General features: G+C 65.0%; 19 protein-coding genes. 11 read left to right on the plus strand and 8 right to left on the minus strand.

The window, feature by feature from the left end; all coding sequences use genetic code 11:
• Nucleotides 1-4: 4 nt before the first annotated feature.
• Genes AAFP30_RS08845 through AAFP30_RS08870 form a run of 6 tightly spaced genes read left to right on the plus strand, consistent with a single transcriptional unit; the run spans nt 5 to nt 5,072 of the window.
• Entirely contained in the window at nt 5-1,276 is a 1,272-nt protein-coding gene (locus tag AAFP30_RS08845; protein WP_419229521.1) for an aromatic ring-hydroxylating oxygenase subunit alpha, read from the plus strand.
• On the plus strand, nt 1,257-1,583 hold the full coding sequence (locus tag AAFP30_RS08850; RefSeq protein WP_419229522.1) for a hypothetical protein: 327 nt from the start codon (nt 1,257-1,259) through the stop codon (nt 1,581-1,583). Before AAFP30_RS08845 ends, AAFP30_RS08850 begins: the two co-directional genes overlap by 20 nt.
• On the plus strand, nt 1,583-2,794 hold the full coding sequence (locus AAFP30_RS08855) for an amidohydrolase family protein (protein ID WP_419229523.1): 1,212 nt from the start codon (nt 1,583-1,585) through the stop codon (nt 2,792-2,794). Before AAFP30_RS08850 ends, AAFP30_RS08855 begins: the two co-directional genes overlap by 1 nt.
• Nucleotides 2,781-3,197: a nuclear transport factor 2 family protein gene (locus AAFP30_RS08860; protein ID WP_419229524.1), complete on the plus strand. Its 417-nt coding sequence runs from the start codon at nt 2,781-2,783 to the stop codon at nt 3,195-3,197. The genes AAFP30_RS08855 and AAFP30_RS08860 overlap by 14 nt, the downstream gene beginning before the upstream one ends.
• Nucleotides 3,194-4,291 carry an acyl-CoA dehydrogenase family protein gene (locus tag AAFP30_RS08865; protein WP_419229525.1) on the plus strand — a complete coding sequence of 366 codons (1,098 nt, stop codon included), beginning with the start codon at nt 3,194-3,196 and terminating at the stop codon, nt 4,289-4,291. Before AAFP30_RS08860 ends, AAFP30_RS08865 begins: the two co-directional genes overlap by 4 nt.
• Nucleotides 4,284-5,072 (plus strand): acyl-CoA dehydrogenase family protein, encoded by a 789-nt coding sequence (locus AAFP30_RS08870; protein WP_419229526.1) that lies wholly within the window; start codon nt 4,284-4,286, stop codon nt 5,070-5,072. Before AAFP30_RS08865 ends, AAFP30_RS08870 begins: the two co-directional genes overlap by 8 nt.
• A gap of 278 nt (nt 5,073-5,350) precedes the next feature.
• Here the strand turns inward: AAFP30_RS08870 and AAFP30_RS08875 are convergent, their stop codons facing one another.
• The 4 genes from AAFP30_RS08875 to AAFP30_RS08890 all read right to left on the minus strand — a co-directional run bounded on the left by AAFP30_RS08875 (nt 5,351) and on the right by AAFP30_RS08890 (nt 9,034).
• Complete coding sequence (locus tag AAFP30_RS08875; protein ID WP_419229527.1) at nt 5,351-5,860, minus strand: hypothetical protein; 510 nt, start codon at nt 5,858-5,860, stop codon at nt 5,351-5,353.
• 209 nt (nt 5,861-6,069) lie between these two features.
• Nucleotides 6,070-6,852, minus strand: coding sequence for an enoyl-CoA hydratase (locus AAFP30_RS08880; protein WP_419229528.1), 783 nt, complete (start codon nt 6,850-6,852; stop codon nt 6,070-6,072).
• 21 nt (nt 6,853-6,873) lie between these two features.
• Nucleotides 6,874-8,049 (minus strand): acyl-CoA dehydrogenase family protein, encoded by a 1,176-nt coding sequence (locus AAFP30_RS08885; RefSeq protein ID WP_419229529.1) that lies wholly within the window; start codon nt 8,047-8,049, stop codon nt 6,874-6,876.
• The gene (locus tag AAFP30_RS08890; RefSeq protein WP_419229530.1) at nt 8,033-9,034 is read right to left on the minus strand and encodes an acyl-CoA dehydrogenase family protein; all 1,002 of its coding nucleotides are present in this window, start codon (nt 9,032-9,034) and stop codon (nt 8,033-8,035) included. The genes AAFP30_RS08885 and AAFP30_RS08890 overlap by 17 nt, the downstream gene beginning before the upstream one ends.
• A 197-nt stretch (nt 9,035-9,231) precedes the next feature.
• Here AAFP30_RS08890 and AAFP30_RS08895 point away from each other — a divergent pair, with 197 nt between their 5' ends.
• From AAFP30_RS08895 to AAFP30_RS08905, 3 genes are all read left to right on the plus strand, one after another.
• The gene (locus AAFP30_RS08895) at nt 9,232-9,888 is read left to right on the plus strand and encodes a TetR/AcrR family transcriptional regulator (protein ID WP_419229531.1); all 657 of its coding nucleotides are present in this window, start codon (nt 9,232-9,234) and stop codon (nt 9,886-9,888) included.
• Between the two features lie 54 nt (nt 9,889-9,942).
• Nucleotides 9,943-10,788, plus strand: coding sequence for an acyl-CoA thioesterase (locus AAFP30_RS08900; protein ID WP_419229532.1), 846 nt, complete (start codon nt 9,943-9,945; stop codon nt 10,786-10,788).
• A gap of 137 nt (nt 10,789-10,925) precedes the next feature.
• Nucleotides 10,926-11,882, plus strand: a complete 957-nt coding sequence (locus tag AAFP30_RS08905) for a dihydrodipicolinate reductase (RefSeq protein ID WP_419229533.1) — start codon at nt 10,926-10,928, stop codon at nt 11,880-11,882.
• A gap of 120 nt (nt 11,883-12,002) precedes the next feature.
• On the opposite strand, the gene meaB is transcribed toward AAFP30_RS08905, so the two are convergent.
• Genes meaB through AAFP30_RS08920 form a run of 3 tightly spaced genes read right to left on the minus strand, consistent with a single transcriptional unit; the run spans nt 12,003 to nt 15,481 of the window.
• The gene (gene meaB / locus AAFP30_RS08910) at nt 12,003-12,890 is read right to left on the minus strand and encodes a methylmalonyl Co-A mutase-associated GTPase MeaB (RefSeq protein ID WP_419229534.1); all 888 of its coding nucleotides are present in this window, start codon (nt 12,888-12,890) and stop codon (nt 12,003-12,005) included.
• A complete protein-coding gene (locus AAFP30_RS08915) occupies nt 12,883-14,022 on the minus strand; it encodes a thiolase family protein (protein WP_419229535.1) in 1,140 nt (379 codons plus the stop codon). The genes meaB and AAFP30_RS08915 overlap by 8 nt, the downstream gene beginning before the upstream one ends.
• A complete protein-coding gene (locus AAFP30_RS08920) occupies nt 14,015-15,481 on the minus strand; it encodes a class I adenylate-forming enzyme family protein (RefSeq protein WP_419229536.1) in 1,467 nt (488 codons plus the stop codon). The genes AAFP30_RS08915 and AAFP30_RS08920 overlap by 8 nt, the downstream gene beginning before the upstream one ends.
• 51 nt (nt 15,482-15,532) lie before the next feature.
• Between AAFP30_RS08920 and AAFP30_RS08925 the strand changes: the two genes are divergently transcribed.
• Together AAFP30_RS08925 and AAFP30_RS08930 are read left to right on the plus strand one after the other, a co-directional pair.
• Nucleotides 15,533-16,294 carry an SDR family oxidoreductase gene (locus AAFP30_RS08925; protein ID WP_419229537.1) on the plus strand — a complete coding sequence of 254 codons (762 nt, stop codon included), beginning with the start codon at nt 15,533-15,535 and terminating at the stop codon, nt 16,292-16,294.
• Nucleotides 16,291-17,049 carry an SDR family NAD(P)-dependent oxidoreductase gene (locus AAFP30_RS08930; RefSeq protein WP_419229538.1) on the plus strand — a complete coding sequence of 253 codons (759 nt, stop codon included), beginning with the start codon at nt 16,291-16,293 and terminating at the stop codon, nt 17,047-17,049. Before AAFP30_RS08925 ends, AAFP30_RS08930 begins: the two co-directional genes overlap by 4 nt.
• A 284-nt stretch (nt 17,050-17,333) precedes the next feature.
• Here the strand turns inward: AAFP30_RS08930 and AAFP30_RS08935 are convergent, their stop codons facing one another.
• Nucleotides 17,334-18,101, minus strand: coding sequence for an enoyl-CoA hydratase/isomerase family protein (locus tag AAFP30_RS08935; protein WP_419229539.1), 768 nt, complete (start codon nt 18,099-18,101; stop codon nt 17,334-17,336).

Raw genomic sequence — 18,101 nt, forward strand, 5'->3', positions numbered from 1 at the left:
ACCGTTGGCACACTTCAAGAAACCCGAGGCGGGTAGTTGGACCGAGAGCTTCGACGGCCTCGGCACCGAGCCCGTCGACTACACCGACTCCATCGATCCCGAGTTCTACGAGGCCGAACGCGAAGCCATCTTCAAGAAGACCTGGCTGCACGTCGGACGCGTCGAGCGACTGCCCAAGAAGGGTAGTTACTTCACGCGCGAACTCCCGGTGGTGAACACCTCGCTCATCATCGTGAAGGGCAAGGACGACGTCGTCCGCGCGTTCCACAACGTCTGCCGGCACCGCGGAAACAAGCTGGTGTGGGACGACTTCCCCAACGAGGAGACCTCCGGCACCTGCCGTCAGTTCACCTGCAAGTACCACGCCTGGCGATACGACCTCACCGGCGATCTCAGCTACGTCCAGCAGGAAGGTGAGTTCTTCGACCTCGACAAGAACCAATACGGCCTCAAGTCGGTCCGGTGCGAGATCTGGGAAGGCTTCATCTTCATCAATCTCGACCCGAACGCCGAATCCCTCGAGGAGTACCTGGGCGCCTACGGCCAAGGGATCAAGGGCTATCCGTTCCATGAGATGACCGAGGTCTACAGCTATCGTGCCGAGATCGGCAGCAACTGGAAGCTGTTCATCGACGCCTTCGCCGAGTTCTATCACGCCCCGGTGCTGCACCAGAAGCAGGCGGTCAAGGACGAGGCGGACAAGCTGATGAAGGTTGGCTTCGAGGCCCTGCACTACGACCTGCAGAGCCCGCATTCGATGATCTCGTCGTGGGGCGGTATGTCGCCGCCAAAGGATCTGGGCATGGTCAAGCCGATCGAACGGATCCTGCGGTCCGGTTTGTTCGGTCCGTGGGACCGCCCCGACATCGAGGGCCTGGATCCATTGCCGCCGGCCATCAATCCGGCCGGTGCCGTGCCGTGGGGTGTGGACGAGTTCGAGATCTTCCCGAACTTGTCGGTGCTGTTCTGGGCACCCGGGTGGGTCATCACCTACCAGTACTGGCCGACTGCGGTGAACAAGCACATCTTCGAGGCGAACCTCTACTTTGTGCCGCCGAAGACCGTTCGAGATCGTCTCTCGCAGGAACTGGCCGCGGTGACGTTCAAGGAGTACGCGTTGCAGGATGCCAACACGCTCGAGGCAACGCAGAAGATGCTGGAAACGCGGACCGTCACCGACTTCCCGCTCTGTGACCAGGAAGTCCTCCTGCGTCACCTGCACAAGATGGCCGTCGATTACGTCAAGGAGTACGAAGATGCCAAAGCTGCCAGCTGAATTCGCCGACCTGGAGCGCTTCTCCGACTGGTGCCTGCCCACCGAGGCCGAACGCTACGCCAAGCGGTTGGCCTCGACCATGCCGGAGATGCAGGAGTTCTACGACGCGGGCATGGCCCGCCTCGAGGATGCGTGCGTGTACGGCGACAAGTTCGACCTCGACGATCTGCCCGAGGATGTCCGGTCGCTGATCCACCTCATGCAGTCGTTGGTGATGGTGTCGTTCCCGGTGGAGGTGTGGAAGCAGCCGCGGGTCCCCGACAGTGGGGCGGCCTGGGCCGAACTCATCACCGAACCCGTGGTCTGATGATCACCCTCAAAGCCGCGGGGATCGTCGACGTCGATGCGGGCGAGCTCATCACTCCGGGCATCGTCCCCATCGACGAAGGCCGGATCGGCGGGGTCGGCGGTGAACCCGAGGGCCAGGTCATCGATCTCGGCGATCAGATCCTCCTGCCCGGCTTGATGGACATGGAGGTCAACCTGCTGATGGGCGGGCGCGGTGAGCGCCCCGTCTACTCCACCGTGCAGGACGATCCCCCCACCCGGATGCTGCGTGCGGTGGGCAATGCCCGCCGCACGCTGCGTGCGGGCTTCACCACCGTCCGCAACCTCGGCCTGTTCGTCAAGACCGGCGGCTACCTGCTCGACGTCGCCCTCGGCAACGCCATCGACAAGGGGTGGATCGACGGCCCGCGCATCGTCCCGGCCGGCCACGCCATCACCCCCACCGGTGGACATCTCGACCCGACGATGTTCGCGGCGTTCGCCCCGGGCGTGCTGGATCTGACGCTCGAGGAAGGCATCGCCAACGGGGTCGACGAGGTCCGCAAGGCGGTGCGGTATCAGATCAAGCACGGCGCACAGCTGATCAAGGTCTGCGTATCCGGCGGGGTCATGTCCATGACCGGTGAGCCTGGCGCACAGCACTATTCGTTCGACGAACTGTGCGCGATCGTCGACGAGGCGCATCGTCGTGGCTTGCGAGTGGCGTCCCACACGCACGGCGCCGAGGCGGTCAAGGAGGCCGTGCGTGCAGGCATCGACTGCATCGAGCACGGATTCCTGATGGATGACGAGGCGATCAAGATGCTCGTCGCCAACGACACCTTTCTGGTACCCACAACGCGCCTCGCGGATGCGATGGACGTCTCCCACTCTCCGCCGGAACTACAGGCGAAGGCGGCCGAGATGTTTCCCAAGGCTCGGATCTCGGTGAAGAAGGCCTACGACGCCGGGGTCAAGATCGCCGTCGGCACAGACGCGCCGGCGATCCCGCACGGCAAGAACGCCGATGAGATGGTCGCACTGGTGGATCGGGGCATGCCGCCCGACGCGGTGTTGCGTGCCGCGACTGTGACCGCTGCCGAGCTGATCCGGGTCACCGATCGTGGCCGAATCGCCGACGGTTTGCTCGCCGACATCATTGCCGTGCCCGGAAACCCGTTGGAAGACATCACCGTAACCCAGGATGTTCGTTTCGTGATGAAAGGCGGCAAGGTCGTTGTCCAGAAATGACGATCTCCTCGAGATCGAACAGCTGCTCGCCAAGTATGCGGTGACGATGACCCGCGCGGACACCGCCGGGGTGGTGTCGGTGTTCACGCCGGACGGTAGCTACAGCGCCTTCGGCGAGATCTACCCGCTCGATCAGTTCCCACGTCTGGTCGAGGCCGCACCCAAGGGGTTGTTCCTCACCGGCACCGCACTGATCGACCTCGACGGCGACACCGCGACCGGCACCCAGCCGCTGTGCTTCATCGATCACACCCAACAGGACATGCGGATCGGTTACTACAACGACACCTATGTCCGCACGACCGACGGGTGGCGACTCAAGACCCGCGCCATGACGTTCATCCGGCGCAACGGCGAGCACAATTCCGGTCGTCCGCACGCGATTTCGTTCAGCTCGGAATGACTCCCGCTGAGTTCCGGACGGCGGTGCGCGACTGGCTCGACACACACGACCTCACCCCCGGCGAGGACATATCGTTCGATGCGCAGGTCGCTCAGTTGTCCCGTGTGCGGCGGGCGCTTTTCGACGCGGACTGGATGCGGTACGGCTGGCCTGCCGAGGTCGGTGGTCTCGACGGGCCCGCGGTCCTGCGCGCGATCCTTGGCGAAGAGGTCGCGACCCGCAATCTCGCCGAGCCCGGCATCTACTCCATGATCGAAGTGCTTGCGCCGACGGTGATCTCGTATGCGCGTCCCGAACTCGCTGCCGAGATGGTGCCGCGACTGCTCAACGGCGACGAGCAGTGGTGCCAAGGCTTCTCCGAGCCCGGTTCCGGCAGTGATCTGGCATCGCTGAGCACTCGGGCGGAGCAACGTGACGACGAGTGGATCATCAACGGACAGAAGGTGTGGACAAGTCTGGCCCAGTTCGCCCAACGCTGCGTCCTATTGACCCGAACCGCGCCCGGCCACGACGGCATCACCGCCTTCTTCGTGGACATGGACACCCCCGGTATCACCGTGCGCCCACTCCGGACGATGCACGGCGTCGACGAGTTCGCCGAGGTGTTCTTCGACGACGTCGCGGTCCCCGCCGGCCGTATGCTCGGAGCGCCGGGCGACGGGTGGCGTCTGGCGATGGACCTCTTGCCGCATGAACGCTCGACGTGCTTCTGGCATCGCATCGCCTACCTATATGCCACCGTCGATTCACTTGTCCAGCAGGCCGATCCGATCGATGACTTGGACCTGGGCGCGGCCTATCTGGCCGCCCACACCGTGCGATGCCGCTCGTATGCCACGCAACAGCGACTTGGGGCTGGTGGGCGACTCGGCCCGGAGACCTCCGTCGACAAGGTGCTGCTCGCGACCGCCGAGCAGCAATTGTTCGATACCTACCGCGATCTCGTGCCCGGGGCCATCGAGTGGTCCGACCCGGTACTGCGCTCGGAATACCTCTACTCGCGGGCGGCCACCATCTACGGCGGCACCGCGGAAATCCAGCGCAACATCATCGCGCGACGATTGCTCGATCTCGGAAAGGGAGACAGTGGATAGCGACGACCAGGACCTGCTCGCAGCCAGCCTGCGCAAGATCATGACGTCGGATTCCGGTATCGCGCTGGACAAATCGCTCGCCGACCTCGGCTGGCCGGAGATGCTGACCGACTTTCCGGATATCGCGATACCGCTCGTATTCCGACTGCTTGGTGACACCGGCTCACACGCCTCGGTTCTCAACGACGTCGTACTCGATTCGTCGGGCGAACCGCTGGGATCGACGGTCCCGCTTCCCTTTGCCGGCGGCCGTTGGCTCGAATGGTCGCGCTCCGACGACGCGACCGGTCACGAGTCGATCGACCCCGACCTTCCCTTGTCCGAGGTTCCCGGCGGTATCGACATTCCGATGGTGCGGGCGCGTCTCGCACTCGGCTGGTGGCTCGTCGGCAGCAGTCGCGCGATGCTGACCCTTGCCCGTGACCATGCCTTGGACAGAACACAATTCGGCCGCCCCATCGCCGCTTTTCAGGCGGTACGTCACCGTCTGGCAGAAACCCTCGTCGCGATCGAAGGCGCCGAGGCCACCTTGGCACACGCCGGCGACGACCTCGGCGCCATGCTCGCCAAGGCCGCCGCCGGCCGCGCCGCGCTGATCACCTCACGCAACGTACAGCAGGTCTTGGGCGGCATCGGCTTCACCGCCGAACACAGCTTCCATCGCCACGCCCGTCGCATCCTCCTGCTCGACGCCCTCCTCGGCAGCAGTCGCGACCTCACCCGCGAGATCGGCGGCATCCTCCGCACCACCGGGACCACTCCCCGACTGGTCAATCTGTAATTCTGCCTGTTGATCTCGATGCGCTCGATCAGCGGAAAAAGGCACGCCCCTTCGCTGGTCGAGTAAGTGACCAGGGCCGCCGCAGGCGGCCAACGTGAGCCGGGAAGAGTCTCGCCTTTTCCGCCGGTCGAGTAAGCCCGCGAGCGCCAGCGAGCGAGCGCATCGAGACCCCGTAAGGCGATCTCGATGCGCTCGTCGCTAGCGCTCCTCGCTTACTCGATCAGCGGGAAATGGTGATCTCCATCGCTACGGAAACAACCGCTCGATCAGCGAAATTGTCAGGCGCAGGCGGGAATCTGCCCACCGTCACCCTGCACCGACATCAGGGTGCAGAAGGTTTCGCTGGCAACCTTCCACGTGCCCTCCTCCTGCACCGCTTGGCCGCTTTGATCGGGCATCACGACCTTGCCGCCCATCAGGAGGTCGAACGTCACGTCGGCGTGAGTCGGGTCCGTCAGTGTGACGTTCTTGACTGCGACTGTCGTCGCCGTGGACTGCGGATTCTGCGTCAGCCCTTGGAGAACCGGGGTGAACGCCGCACCGTTCTGGATCAGCGCCGCACGCTGGTCCGGAGGCGTCTGACCGTTGAAGAACACGGTGTAGGCGTCGGTGATCTCCTTGGTGGTGGCCGCATCGGCAGTAGCCGGCGCGCTGGAGGTAGCGACCGCCGACGACGTCGCACTGGAGGCCGTGTCGTCGGAATCGGAGCTACATCCGCTTGCGGCACCGACGATGAGGGCTGCGCCGGCACAGGCGACAAGCGTGCGCCCGATGAGTGATCCACGCATGGTGGGGTCCTTTCTGACGAGCGCTCGAAACCTGCGAGCGCCCAGGATGTTACGAGAAGAGATCGTCGACCATGGATGTCGGCGAACGAGATGGCAATGACATTCTCATGATCGAGAATATCGGATCAGCAATGCTTATCGACCGTTTTGCGAATCTTGATCCGGTCACGTCTGTTGCGCGGTAACCGAATTGGCCTCACTCTCTCGACTCACCCCATCCTCGCCTTCATCTCGTCGAGCTGCACGAGGATCGGGAAGTCGTTCACGCTCAGAGCATTTCCGTGTCCCGTCTGGTGGATGTCGAATACCGACTGGATCGCCGCGTAGAACCCCTGGACATCGAGGGTCTGGTTGACCGCCCGCTTGGCCTGACGCAGAGCGAATGGCGGCATCGCAGCGATCGTCCGCGCCATCTCCTCGGTCCGGTCGTCGAGTTCGGCCCGCGGCACAACAACATTGACCATGCCGGTCTTCTCGGCCTCCTCCGCGGTGAACGGCCGACCGGTGAACAGGATCTCCTTGGCCTTGCGCGGACCGAGTTCCCATGTGTGGCCGTGGTATTCGACGCCGCCGATGCCCATCATGACCACCGGGTCGGAGAACTTCGCGTCGTCGGCAGCGATGATCAGGTCGCACGGCCAGCACAGCAGGAGTCCGCCCGCGATGCATCGCCCCTGCACCGCAGCGATGCTCGGCTTCGGAGTGTTGCGCCAGCGCAGGCTGTACTCGAGGTATCTGCGCGCCTCGCCGCCGTAGATCATCTCGAGGGTGATCTTGTCCGGCCGGGGTCCACCACCCTTGAGGTCGTGTCCCGCCGAGAAGTGTTTGCCCGCACCACGCAGGACGATGACCGCAACCTCGGGGTCGTCGGCGGCCTTGGTCCACGCAGCATCGAGTTCGTCGAGTAACGCCGCGTTCTGCGCGTTGGCGACCTCGGGTCGGTTGAGGGTGATCGTCGCAATCTTGTCGGCGACCTCGTACAGAATGTTCATGTTTCCTCCACAGTTGTTGCCTCAGCGGCGGGGAAGTCCGAGAACACGTTCGGCGATGACGTTGCGCTGGATTTCCGACGTGCCGCCGGCGATCGTGTACCCGAAACTGCGGGCGTATCGCTCAAACCAACTCGTGTAGAGCATTTCGAGGTCCATATGGTTGTACGGGGCCGTCAGTGCGGGATGTACGAAGCCATCACCCCCGGCAGCGGCGAGCGCGTGCTCGGTGGCGTTCTGCACGGCCTCGGATCCCATCAGCTTCAGCACCGAGAGCGCCGGCACATCCTGCTCACCACGTGCGGCGCGGCCGAGGGCCTGCGATCCGAGCAACCGCAACGCGTGACTGTCCATGACCAGGGTGGCGTACCGATCACGATCCAGGACCGTCTGCGGCCGGAAGTCCCGCAGAAGATCTTCCAGCCGTTCAGCAAAGCTGAGCCACAACAGAGTTCGCTCATGGCCGAGAGAACCGTTGGCGACGAACCAGCCCTGGTTGAGCTCACCGATGAGATTCTCGGCGGGCACCCGCACATCTTCGAAGAAGACCTCGTTGAAGTCCAGATCCGTCCGCGACGAGATGGCGCCGAACGGTCTGCGGGTGACGCCCGGCAGATCGGTCGGGATCATGATCGCACTGATTCCCTTGTGCTTCGGCGCGTCCGGGTCTGTTCGCACGAAGGTGAGCAGGACGTCGGCATCATGGGCACCCGAGGTCCATACCTTCTGCCCGTTGACGACGAACTCGTCGCCGTCGAGGCGGGCCTTGGTCCGCAACGAGGCGAGATCTGAACCGGCGCCGGGTTCACTCATGCCGAGCGACGCGGTGATCTCGGCTCGGAGAATCCGCACCGCCCACTTCTGCTTCTGCTCGGCGGTGCCGAAAGTCAGCAACGACGCCGCGATGATCCCGAGCCCTTGCGGGTTGTAGCTGTGATAGATCCGCCGTCGGGACAATTCGTCGAGGTGGACATACTGCTGCAGGATGCCGGCGTTGCGGCCACCGAACTCCGGTGGATTCCCCGGTTGCAGCCAACCGTTGTCGAACTGGATGCGCTGCCACTCGCGGGCCCAATCCGGTATGTCCGCACTGGATTTCGTACGCCGGGTGGCCTCGGCCTCGCTCGGCAGATGCTCGTCGAGAAACGCGATGAACTCGGCGCGAAACTCTTCGACGTCGTCGTCAAACTTGAGCTGCACGGTACTCCTCGGTGATCAGTGCCCGGTGTTCGTCGGTGCCGCCGAGCATCAGCTCTCCGGCTTTGGCCCGTTTGAGGGGGAACTGCAGATCGTTCTCCCACGTGTATCCCATGGCGCCAAAGAGCTGATATCCGTTGCGGAACACGATGGATTGACATTCGCCGGCCGACGCTTTCGCCATCGATGCCGCGAGGCGAACGTCCGGGCTGTCGGTGGCGATGGTCAGCGCGCTGTAATACGCTAGCGCGCGAGCTCGTTCGATCGCGACATGCATGTCGGCGGCCTTGTGTTTGACGGCCTGGAAGCTGCCGATCGCGACACCGAACTGTTGACGGTTGCGCACGTGTTCGAGCGCAAGATCGAGAATCCGCTGACACGCACCCACCATCGTGATGGAGAGACCCATGAGCGCCGTGGCGGCCGCACGACCCACGTCCGATACCGGATTGCGTTGTGAATCATCAACGCGCAGTGACGGAAAGGTCACGTCGGCGATGTGCAGCAGCGGATCGAACGACGGTACACGTGTGACGATGACACCATCGGCGGGCACGACGAACACACCTGCAGCGGTGGCAATGGCGAACTGCTCGGCCCGGTCGCCGTCGAGGACCGTGCGGCACGTCCCCGACAGCACCCACCCTCCATCACTCAGATGCGCCGAAACACCCTTGGATACAGCAGCTCCCGGTCGGCCCGGGTCGCCGAGTGCGCCGGCCAGCGGAGCGAACTGCGTCACGGTCGCAAGAAAGGGCGTCGGGTCGGTCGCCGCACCCATCGCCTCGAGCGCGATCGCCAGCTCCACCGCGTCTCCGGCGTCGGTCAACTCGGTGAATCCCTGCTCGACGTAGGTACGCCAGAGCGGCGACGGGTCGACGCCGTCGTCGACGACCTGCCGCACCCAGACCGGCGAGCATTCCTTGGCCAATAGGTCCCGCACGGTCTTGCCCCATAGGCGCTGATCGGAATCGAACTCTACGAGCACTGGCACTCCTCTCTCTGCGCGTTGCCTGTCCCGCCGGATCCAGATAGTTGCGAGACTGATCTATACATAATGAGAGAATAGCGTTCTCTTTCCGCGAATGGAATACTTCCGCTTTTTGCAACGGCCTTCGCCACAACCGAAGGTTCACTGGGCTAAACTCGCGACATGCATGTGCAACTCGAGGGAGAGTCGACGCGGTGACCAGCGCCAACGACGAGCCCGCATGGAAGCAACGCGCGGTCGAACGATCCATCAAGACTGCCAAGTTGCGGGCCGAACAACGTGTCCAGCGCTTCCTCGATGCCGCCCAGGCGATCATCACCGAGAAGGGCACCACAGAGTTCACGGTGCAAGAGGTGGTCGAGCGGTCCAAGCAGTCACTGCGCAGCTTCTACCTTCAGTTCGACGGCAAGCACGAACTGCTGCTCGCATTGTTTGAGGACGCGCTGGGCAAGTCGGCAGACCAAATTCGCGCTGCGGCAGCGACCGAGAAGGACCCGATCGACCGCGTGCGCGTCGCGGTGACCCTGCTGTTCGAACTCTCACGCCCGGACCCAAATGCCAAGCGTCCATTGTTCAGCGACTTCGCACCACAGCTGCTCATCACCCACCCGAATGAGGTACGCGTCGCCCACGCGCCCCTGATCGCACTGCTGGCCGAGTTCCTCGAGGACGCTGCCGCGGAAGACGAACTGCGGGAAGGACTACAGCCACGACGCATTGCGGCAATGGTGATGCAGACCGTCATGTTCATCGCCCAGTCGAGCGTGGCCACCGACGACCCCGACAATCACCCCCTCACCGCGGACGAGGTGTGGGAATTCTGTTCGCAGGGTTTCAGTCGACAAGCCTGACTCGGCGTTGAGAACCGTATTCTCATATTCGGCATTTGCCATTACACTTTGGGGATGGCTGCTGACTGGCGTGAGTTGTTGTCCGTTCTCGAACTCCGTGATTGCACCCCGGTAGGTGTTGGCGCGGGAAGCCTTTCGGCGCCGCCAGGTTTGACGACTTGCTATCAGGGCGCCAATCTGTCGTTGCCGTATCGTCGCCTGTTCGGCGGTCAACTACTCGCGCAGTTCGTGGCAGCGGCCGGCCTCGCAAGCCCGGACAAGTCGATCCGCTCGATCCACACGAACTTTCCACGAGAAGGCCTCGTGGACACCGACGTCCGCTACGATGTGGACGCACGACACCAGGGACGGTCGTTCGACACCCTCTCCCTGACTGCCGCGCAGGGCGACCGGCTCATCGCGGTTGCGACGGTCGCCATGCACGTCCCCGACGACGGCCCCGACATCCAGACCATCGATCCCGTTCCCCCGCTTCCCGGCGACGATGCCCGCAAGACCATCGGGCTGCTGCCGTGGGAGGTCCGCACCGTTGACGATCTCGACGATCCGTCCGCCGCCCGGCCGCACCACGAATTATGGATGCGCACACCACCTGTCGATGACGAGCGCCTTCATCCCTGCGTGGCCGCCTATGCCACAGATCTCACGCTCATCGGAACCGCATTGCGCCCCCTCGAGGGATTCAGCCAGGGCGGCAACGGTACGGCGTTCCACTCCGCGGTCACGTCACACACAATCTGGTTTCACCGCTCCTTCCGGACCGACGAATGGCTCTTGATCCGGCAGGACAGTCCCATCCTCGCCGGAGGCAGGTGCTATGGCCGGGGCGACGTGATCACCCAGAGTGGTTCCCTGGTCGCCTCTTTCGCACAAGAGGCCGTCGTACGGATGCCGTCGTGACCGCGACGGCGCCCTCCATTTCGACAAACGCCGCGGCACGATCCTCGGCCCTTCGATGTGTCCAATGGGCGACGGGCAACATCGGATCACGTTCTCTACGTGGCATCATCGAGCACCCAGGGCTGGAACTGGCGGGGGTGTTCGCCACGTCTCCGGCGAAGATCGGTATCGATGCCGGGGAACTGAGCGGATCGACGACGACCGGCGTCACGGCCACCGACAGTATCGACGACATCATTGCGCTGGCACCCGATTGCGTGCTCTACATGGCTGCCGCGCTCGACGCCGCCGAAGTGACGCGACTGCTCGAGGCGGGCATCAACATCGTCACCACGCGTGGCGAATTCCACCGTCCGGCAAGCATGGACGCCGAGCTGCGGGACCGGATCGAGCGGGCGTGCCGCGTGGGCGGCGCGTCGATACACTCGACGGGTAGCAGCCCGGGCTTCATCAGCGAGGCACTTCCGCTGGTCCTCGCCTCGATCCAGCGGCGGATCGATCAGATCACCATCGACGAGTTCGCCGATCTCTCGCAACGGGATTCGCCCGACCTCCTCTTCGAGGTGATGGGCTTCGGTGCGGCGGCCCAGGAGTTCGCGGACTACCGATTGGAGTATCTGCGCGGCAGTTTCGGACCATCATTGGAACTGCTTGCCGAGTCCCTCGGTGTGCCACTCGATTCGGTTGAGGTCGCCGGCGAGGTCGGTGTCACAACGCGGGAGGTCACCATCGCTGCCGGTGTCCTCCTGGAAGGAACTGTTGGTGCGCAACGAATCACCGTGTCCGGAATGCGAGACGGCCGGCCGGTGCTCCGATTCCGCGCCAACTGGTACTGCACCGCCGATGTCGAGCCGCAGTGGGATCTCCTGGCGACCGGCTGGCGCGTCGTCGTCGACGGCGACGCCCCACTCTCGGTCGACGTCAACATGCCGATCCCGTTGGACCGGATGGCCGAGACCACCCCCGGCTACACCGCCAACCGCGCGGTCAACGCCGTCGCCGCCGTGTGTGCCGCAGATCCCGGAATCCGCACGTCCGTGGAGCTGCCGCAGATCATCGCGCAGCTCCTACCGCTGGACGCCCCCATTCGCTAGTCGCCCCTACCGCTGGTCGCCCCTACCGCTGGTCGAGTAAGCCCGCGAGCGCCAACGAGCGAGCGCATCCGCCGGGCTGAGCTTGTCGAAGTCGAGGCCACCGTTGCGTGACAGTCGGTCTCAGAGGATCAGCTTCTCCACCGCCGCATACACATCACTGCGCCCGACGACAACATCGTCAACCGCATCATCAAGCGCGGGATGTGTACGCAATCGCGTCATGGCCAGCGACAGGATCTGCGTCCGTGTCCGCGCGGCCCGGCGTGCCGGGTCATCGTCACGTCGATGCTGGTCGATTGTGTTGACGAGCTCGTCGATTCCCGTACCGCGTGTGGCGATGAGGGTCAGCACCGGGGCCATCGACTCCATCCGGAGGTCGCGGACCGTCTGCTCGGCGCCCTCCCGGTCCGCCTTGTTCACCACCAGAATGTCGGCCACCTCGAGCAGGCCCGCCTTGGCTGCCTGCACCGCATCGCCGGCACCCGGATTGAGCACCACGACAGTCGGATTGGCGACCGCCGAGACCTCTACTTCCGATTGGCCCACACCGACGGTCTCGACGAGCACCACGTCGTACCGCAACGCTTCGAGCAGGCGGATGGCGGCGGGGACGGCCGACGTGAGCCCGCCGAGGTGGCCGCGAGTCGCCATCGACCGGATGAGTACATCCATGTCGTCGATGTGCTGGGTCATCCGGATGCGGTCGCCGAGCAACGCTCCGCCACTGTAGGGCGACGTCGGGTCGACGGCCAGCACCGCCACCCGCCTGCCGTCGGCCCGATAGGCGGCGACCAACGCGGTGATCGTGGTCGACTTGCCCGCGCCGGGCGGCCCGGTGATCCCGACAACCGCGATCTGCCCGGTCGCTGGACCGATGGCGTCGAGCACCGCGGCCCGACCCTCCCCCTCGACCTGGGTCAGCAATCGTCCGGCCGCCCGCGCGGAGCCAGTGCGCGCAGACGCCAACAGTTCCGCGATGGACGTCGCCCGGGTCACGGTGTCAGGCATGGACCTCGATGACCACCGCCGAGCCGATCCCGCCGCCGGCGCACATCGATGCGACCCCGAGTCCGCCTCCGCGCCTGCGGAGTTCGTACACGAGAGTGGTGAGCATCCGCGCCCCGCTGGCCGCAACGGGATGTCCCAGCGAGCAACCGCTACCGCTGACGTTGACCTTGTCGGGGTCGATCTCGAGTAGCTTCACACAGGCCACACAGTTTGCGGCAAACGCCTCGTTGATCTCGAACAGATCGATTTCGGAGAGCGAGAGTCCGGCTCGGTCAAGTGCTTTCGGGATCGCTTTGACCGGCGACAAGCCGGTCTGCGCGGGTTCGACGCCGACAGACGCCCAGGACCGTACGGTGGCGAGCGCGGGTAGCCCCAGGTCGTCGGCAGCGATCGCAAGCACCGCAGCGGCGTCGTTCGCGCCGCTCGCGTTACCTGCGGTGATGGAGAAGCCCTCGATTTCCGGATGCAGCGGCTTGAGCGCCGCCAGCTTCTCCATGCTGGTCCCGCGTCGTGGATGCTCGTCGACGGAGAACAACCCGTGGACGGTCTTGATCGGCACGACTTCCTCATCGAAGCGGCCCGCGTCAATGGCGGCGATCGCGTTCTGGTGCGACCGCAACGCCCACGCATCCATCTCGGTCCGCGAAACTCCGGCGGCAACAGCCGAATTCCAGCCGACGGTGATGGACATGTCCTTGTTCGGTGCATCCGGCTGGTTGGGGTGGGTCGGCGACATCCAGGGTTCGATCCATTCCTCGCCCACCCGGAACTTCGACTTGGGTGAGGTGGATGCCGAGTTCACCCCGCCGGCGAGGACGAGCCGATCCATGCCCGAACGGATGCTGCCCGCCGCCGCCTGCACTGCCGCCAACCCTGCCGCGCAATGCCGGTTGACGGCCATTCCCGGCACATCGACGAGGCCGGCGGTGATGGCCGCGTGCCGGGCGATCACCCCGCCGCCGTAGAGCCCCTCCCCGAGGATCACATCGTCGACCGGCGCCGATCCGATGTCCTGCATCACGGCGCTCACGGTGTGCTCGGCGAGGTCGAAGGCATCGGTGTCGCGCAGGGTGCCCTTGAACGCGGTTCCGATCGGTGTCCGCCGCGCAGCGACGATGACGGCTTCAGGCATGGTTGTTCTCCAGTTCGGGTGTCGGTTCGGTCAGGTCGGTGATCAAGTTGCGACGCAGCAGCTTCCCGGTCTCGGTGCGCGGGAGTTCGCCGACGAAGTGCACCGCGTCGGGGGTTTTCGACGACCGCAGCCGATCGCGAACCCACGACCGGAGCTCCTCCGGGTCGCCCTCACCGACGATGACGGCGACCAGCCGCTGCCCCCAGTCCGGATCGGGGACTCCGATCACCGCCGCTTCGGTGACGGCCGGGTGCTCGAGCAGGACGTCCTCGATCTCGGCGGGCGCGATGTTCTCGCCACCTCGAATGATCGTGTCGTCGGCGCGGCCTTCGATGAACAGATAGCCGTCGGCATCGAGTCGGCCGAGATCTTTGGTGGCGAACCATCCTTCGGGATCGAGGACGCTGCGGTTGCCGTATTCTCCCGAAATCTGGTCACCGCGGACAAAGACCAGGCCGTCGGTGTCGGGCGGCAGAACCGCACCCGACTCGTCGCGGATCTCGATCTCCACTCCGGGTAGTGGCCGTCCGACAGATCCCAATCGTGCCCGGATACCGGGCACGTCGGACGCGATCGCCGTCCGGTGATCGTCGGGACCGAGGACGGCGATCGACGACGCGGTCTCGGTCAGCCCGTAGGCGTTGACGAAACCGGTGTCGGGCAACAGCTCCAGCGCTCTTTCGATCACCGCTCGCGGTGTGCGGGCGCCACCGTAGGCGAGGCTGGCCAGCGACGGCAGGGTCTCGGCTTCCGCAGCCAGCACCTCGACGACACGGGCGAGCATCGTCGGGACCAGCATCGCGTGCGTCACCGATTCCGACCGCACCGTGTCGACCCACTCGCGGGCATCGAATCCACTGGCGTAGACCACGCGGCGGCCCGTGTACAGGTTCGACATCAGATTGGTCAGTCCGGCAATGTGATACGGCGGCACCGCCACCAACGCCGCATCTCCGACCTCGGCGGAGTTGAACTCCAGGGTGTTGAGCACATACGCCAACAGATGCCGATGACGGAGTACCGCGGCCTTGGGTTCGGACGTGGTACCGCTGGTGTAGATGATCACCGCAATCGCGTCGGGGTCCGTGAGATCGGTGCCCAGGTCGTCGAGTGGGGCATCCGGCGCGTCGTCGAGTTCGGCAATCCACCGGTCGAGGTCTTCCGAGCGCAGGATTGTTGCGCCCGGATGTTTCGCCTCCAAGGTCGCCAATGCGGTGTCACTGAGTCGATAGTTCAGCGGCACAAACGGAATGCCGGCCAGGGCTGCGCCGAACAGGGCAACGGGATAGGCGAGATGGTTGACACCCTCGTAGACGACCGCGCTGCTACTGCGCACCCCGTGCGCCGCGCGACCCGCCAACACCGCGAGTTCGGCCGCAGTAACCGATCGTCGACCGGCCGTGATGACCAATCTGTCGTCGACGCTTGACGTCATATCGAGAATCATGGTGATGTTCATGAGAACATTATTCTCTCAGACCGAGAGCATGACTTGCAAGGAGGAGCAGGAATGGACATCGCAGGTAGCTCTGCAGTGGTGGTCGGCGGCGCGGGCGGACTCGGCGAGGCGACGGTTCGGCGCCTGCATGCGGCCGGCGCCCACGTCGTCGTGGCCGATCTCGCCGACGAGAAGGGCAAAGAACTCGAGGCCGAACTCGGAGTTCGGTACGTGCGTACCGACGCGACGCAGACCGACGACGTCAACGCGGCGATCGCCGAGGCCGAAGAGAAGGGTCCGCTGCGCATCTCGGTCGACACCCACGGCGGACCCGCATCCGGGGGACGGCTCGTCGGAAAAGACGGCAGCCCATTGGATCTCGAGGGTTTCAAGACCACCATCGATGTCTATCTGACCGGGGTGTTCAACGTGATGCGATTGTCGGCAGCGGCCATCGCACGCCAGGAGGCAACCGATTCCGGGCGGGGCGTCATCGTGAACACCGCGTCGATCGCCGCCTACGAAGGGCAGATCGGGCAGCTTCCCTACTCGGCGGCCAAGGGCGGTGTCGTCGGCATGACACTGGTGGCCGCACGCGACCTGTCGCCGTTGGGGATTCGCGTGGTCACGATCGCACCGGGCACGTTCAACACCCCCGCGTACGGAAAGCACGCCGACCAACTCGAGGAGTACTGGGGCAAGCAGGTGCCGTGGCCTCGCCGGATGGGACAGTCACCTGAGTACGCGGCGCTCGTCGAACACATCTGCAGCAACGACTATCTCAACGGCGAGGTGATCCGTCTGGACGGGGCACTTCGCTTCCCGCCGAAGTGAGCGGGCCACTCGACGGGCAGGTGGCGTTCGTCGCCGGAGCGAGTCGCGGGATCGGCGCTGCCATCGCCACCGCGCTCGCCTCGGCGGGCGCCACCGTCGCGGTGGCAGCGCGAACCGAGACGCAGTCACGGGTACCCGGAACCATTCACGAAGTAGCGCAACAGATCGTCGACGAAGGTGGGCGCGCGATACCGGTGGCCTGCGATGTGACCGACGGGCAGTCGGTGACCGCGGCGGTCGATGCGACGGTGGCTGAGTTCGGTGGTCTCGACATCCTGGTGGCCAATGCCGGCGTCCTGTGGCTCGGGCCGATCGAGACGACCCCGGCCAAACGGTGGCAACTCTGCCTCGACGTGAACCTCACCGGCACATTCCTCGTGACGCAGGCGGCAATACCGCACCTACGCGCCCGCGGCGGCGGATCGCTGATCGCGGTCACTACCACCGGAGTGGGCATGGTCGACCGCGGCGCCAACGCCTACTGGATATCCAAGGCTGCCGTCGAACGGCTCTATCTGGGGCTGGCATCCGACCTGCGCGACGACAACATCGCGGTCAACTGCCTGAGCCCGTCGCGGGTGGTGCTCACCGAGGGCTGGCGCGCCGCCGGCGGTGGCCAACACATTCCACCGGAGATGGTCGAACCACCAGAGACCATGGGCCGTGCCGCGGCAATGCTTGCTGCACAACGCGCCGACGGTATCACCGGTACTGTCGCGCGGTCGGAGGAGTTGGTGGCGGCAGCCACTGGTTGAGCCAATCTCGCCGGTTGAGCCGGACCGGAGCGCCCCCACCGCCGGTTGAGCCGGACCGGAGCGATAGCGCAGGCCCGTGTCGAAACCCCCGTGACCCGAACCACAGTCCCGAAATCATCTCGCCAAAGGCCTCGACACGCTCGTCGCTAACGCTCCTCACGGCTCGACCAGCGGGGGCGGGTACGGCTCGACCAGCGGGGCGGGTTTGGCTCGACCGGCGGGGGCGGGTTTGGCTCGACCGGCGGGGGTAGGTTGGCTCGACCAGCGGGGGTGGGGCGGCGGTGCTATCCCTTCGGCGCGGTCAGTCGGGCGATTGTTGCGCGGAAATCGTCGGTCTGAAAGGTCAAGTCCTCGGCCATGTTCGCATAGTCGAGGCTGGCCAGCACTGCCCGTTCGAGGTGAATGTTGAGCATGCGCTTGGTGGATTCCACCGCCAACTGGGGAAGCTCCATCATCTTCTTCGCGCAGGCGATGGCCTCGGTGAGCGGGTCGTCGGCGATGTGGTTGGCCAGTCCCAGGGACACCGCGCGTTCGGCCGAGATGCGTGTTCCGGTGAGCGCGAACTCCTTGGCCTGTAGCAGGCTGATTTGCAGCGGCCAGGTCAGGGGGCCGCCGTCGGCGGCGACCAGCCCCACCTGCACATGCGGATCCGCCAGGTACGCAGCCGGATTCATGTACACCATGTCGCTCAGCGCCACGAGGCTGCAGCCCAAGCCGACGGCCGGACCGTTGACGGCGGCGATGACCGGGACCCGACACCGCGCCATCCCCAGCACCAGCTCGCGGCCATGGCGGATTGTTTTGGCACGCAGCGTTGCATCGTCGCCGAGCTCTTTCAGATAGCCGAAGTCGCCACCGGCCGAGAACGCCTTGCCACGGCCGGTGAGCACGGCAGCCCTGACTTCATGGTCGTCGCTGAGCTGGGTCCACAGTTGCGCGAGTCCAGAGTGCAGCGCGTCGTTGACCGCGTTGAGGGCATCCGGACGATTGAGGGTGATGATCCGCAACGGTCCTTCTGCGGTGACCTCGATTTCGCTGGGCATTCCGTACAT

The organism is Gordonia sp. CPCC 205515, assembly GCF_048537925.1.
Lineage (GTDB): Bacteria > Actinomycetota > Actinomycetes > Mycobacteriales > Mycobacteriaceae > Gordonia.

What these genes read in the sequence shown, in the direction of transcription:
- AAFP30_RS08850 (WP_419229522.1), top strand. Translation starts at nt 1,257, where the DNA reads ATGCCAAAGCTGCCAGCTGAATTCGCCGACCTGGAGCGCTTCTCCGAC.
- AAFP30_RS08855 (WP_419229523.1), top strand. Translation starts at nt 1,583, where the DNA reads ATGATCACCCTCAAAGCCGCGGGGATCGTCGACGTCGATGCGGGCGAG.
- AAFP30_RS08865 (WP_419229525.1), top strand. Translation starts at nt 3,194, where the DNA reads ATGACTCCCGCTGAGTTCCGGACGGCGGTGCGCGACTGGCTCGACACA.
- AAFP30_RS08875 (WP_419229527.1), bottom strand. Translation starts at nt 5,860, where the DNA reads ATGCGTGGATCACTCATCGGGCGCACGCTTGTCGCCTGTGCCGGCGCA.
- AAFP30_RS08880 (WP_419229528.1), bottom strand. Translation starts at nt 6,852, where the DNA reads ATGAACATTCTGTACGAGGTCGCCGACAAGATTGCGACGATCACCCTC.
- AAFP30_RS08900 (WP_419229532.1), top strand. Translation starts at nt 9,943, where the DNA reads ATGGCTGCTGACTGGCGTGAGTTGTTGTCCGTTCTCGAACTCCGTGAT.
- meaB (WP_419229534.1), bottom strand. Translation starts at nt 12,890, where the DNA reads ATGCCTGACACCGTGACCCGGGCGACGTCCATCGCGGAACTGTTGGCG.
- AAFP30_RS08915 (WP_419229535.1), bottom strand. Translation starts at nt 14,022, where the DNA reads ATGCCTGAAGCCGTCATCGTCGCTGCGCGGCGGACACCGATCGGAACC.
- AAFP30_RS08920 (WP_419229536.1), bottom strand. Translation starts at nt 15,481, where the DNA reads ATGAACATCACCATGATTCTCGATATGACGTCAAGCGTCGACGACAGA.
- AAFP30_RS08925 (WP_419229537.1), top strand. Translation starts at nt 15,533, where the DNA reads ATGGACATCGCAGGTAGCTCTGCAGTGGTGGTCGGCGGCGCGGGCGGA.
- AAFP30_RS08935 (WP_419229539.1), bottom strand. Translation starts at nt 18,101, where the DNA reads ATGTACGGAATGCCCAGCGAAATCGAGGTCACCGCAGAAGGACCGTTG.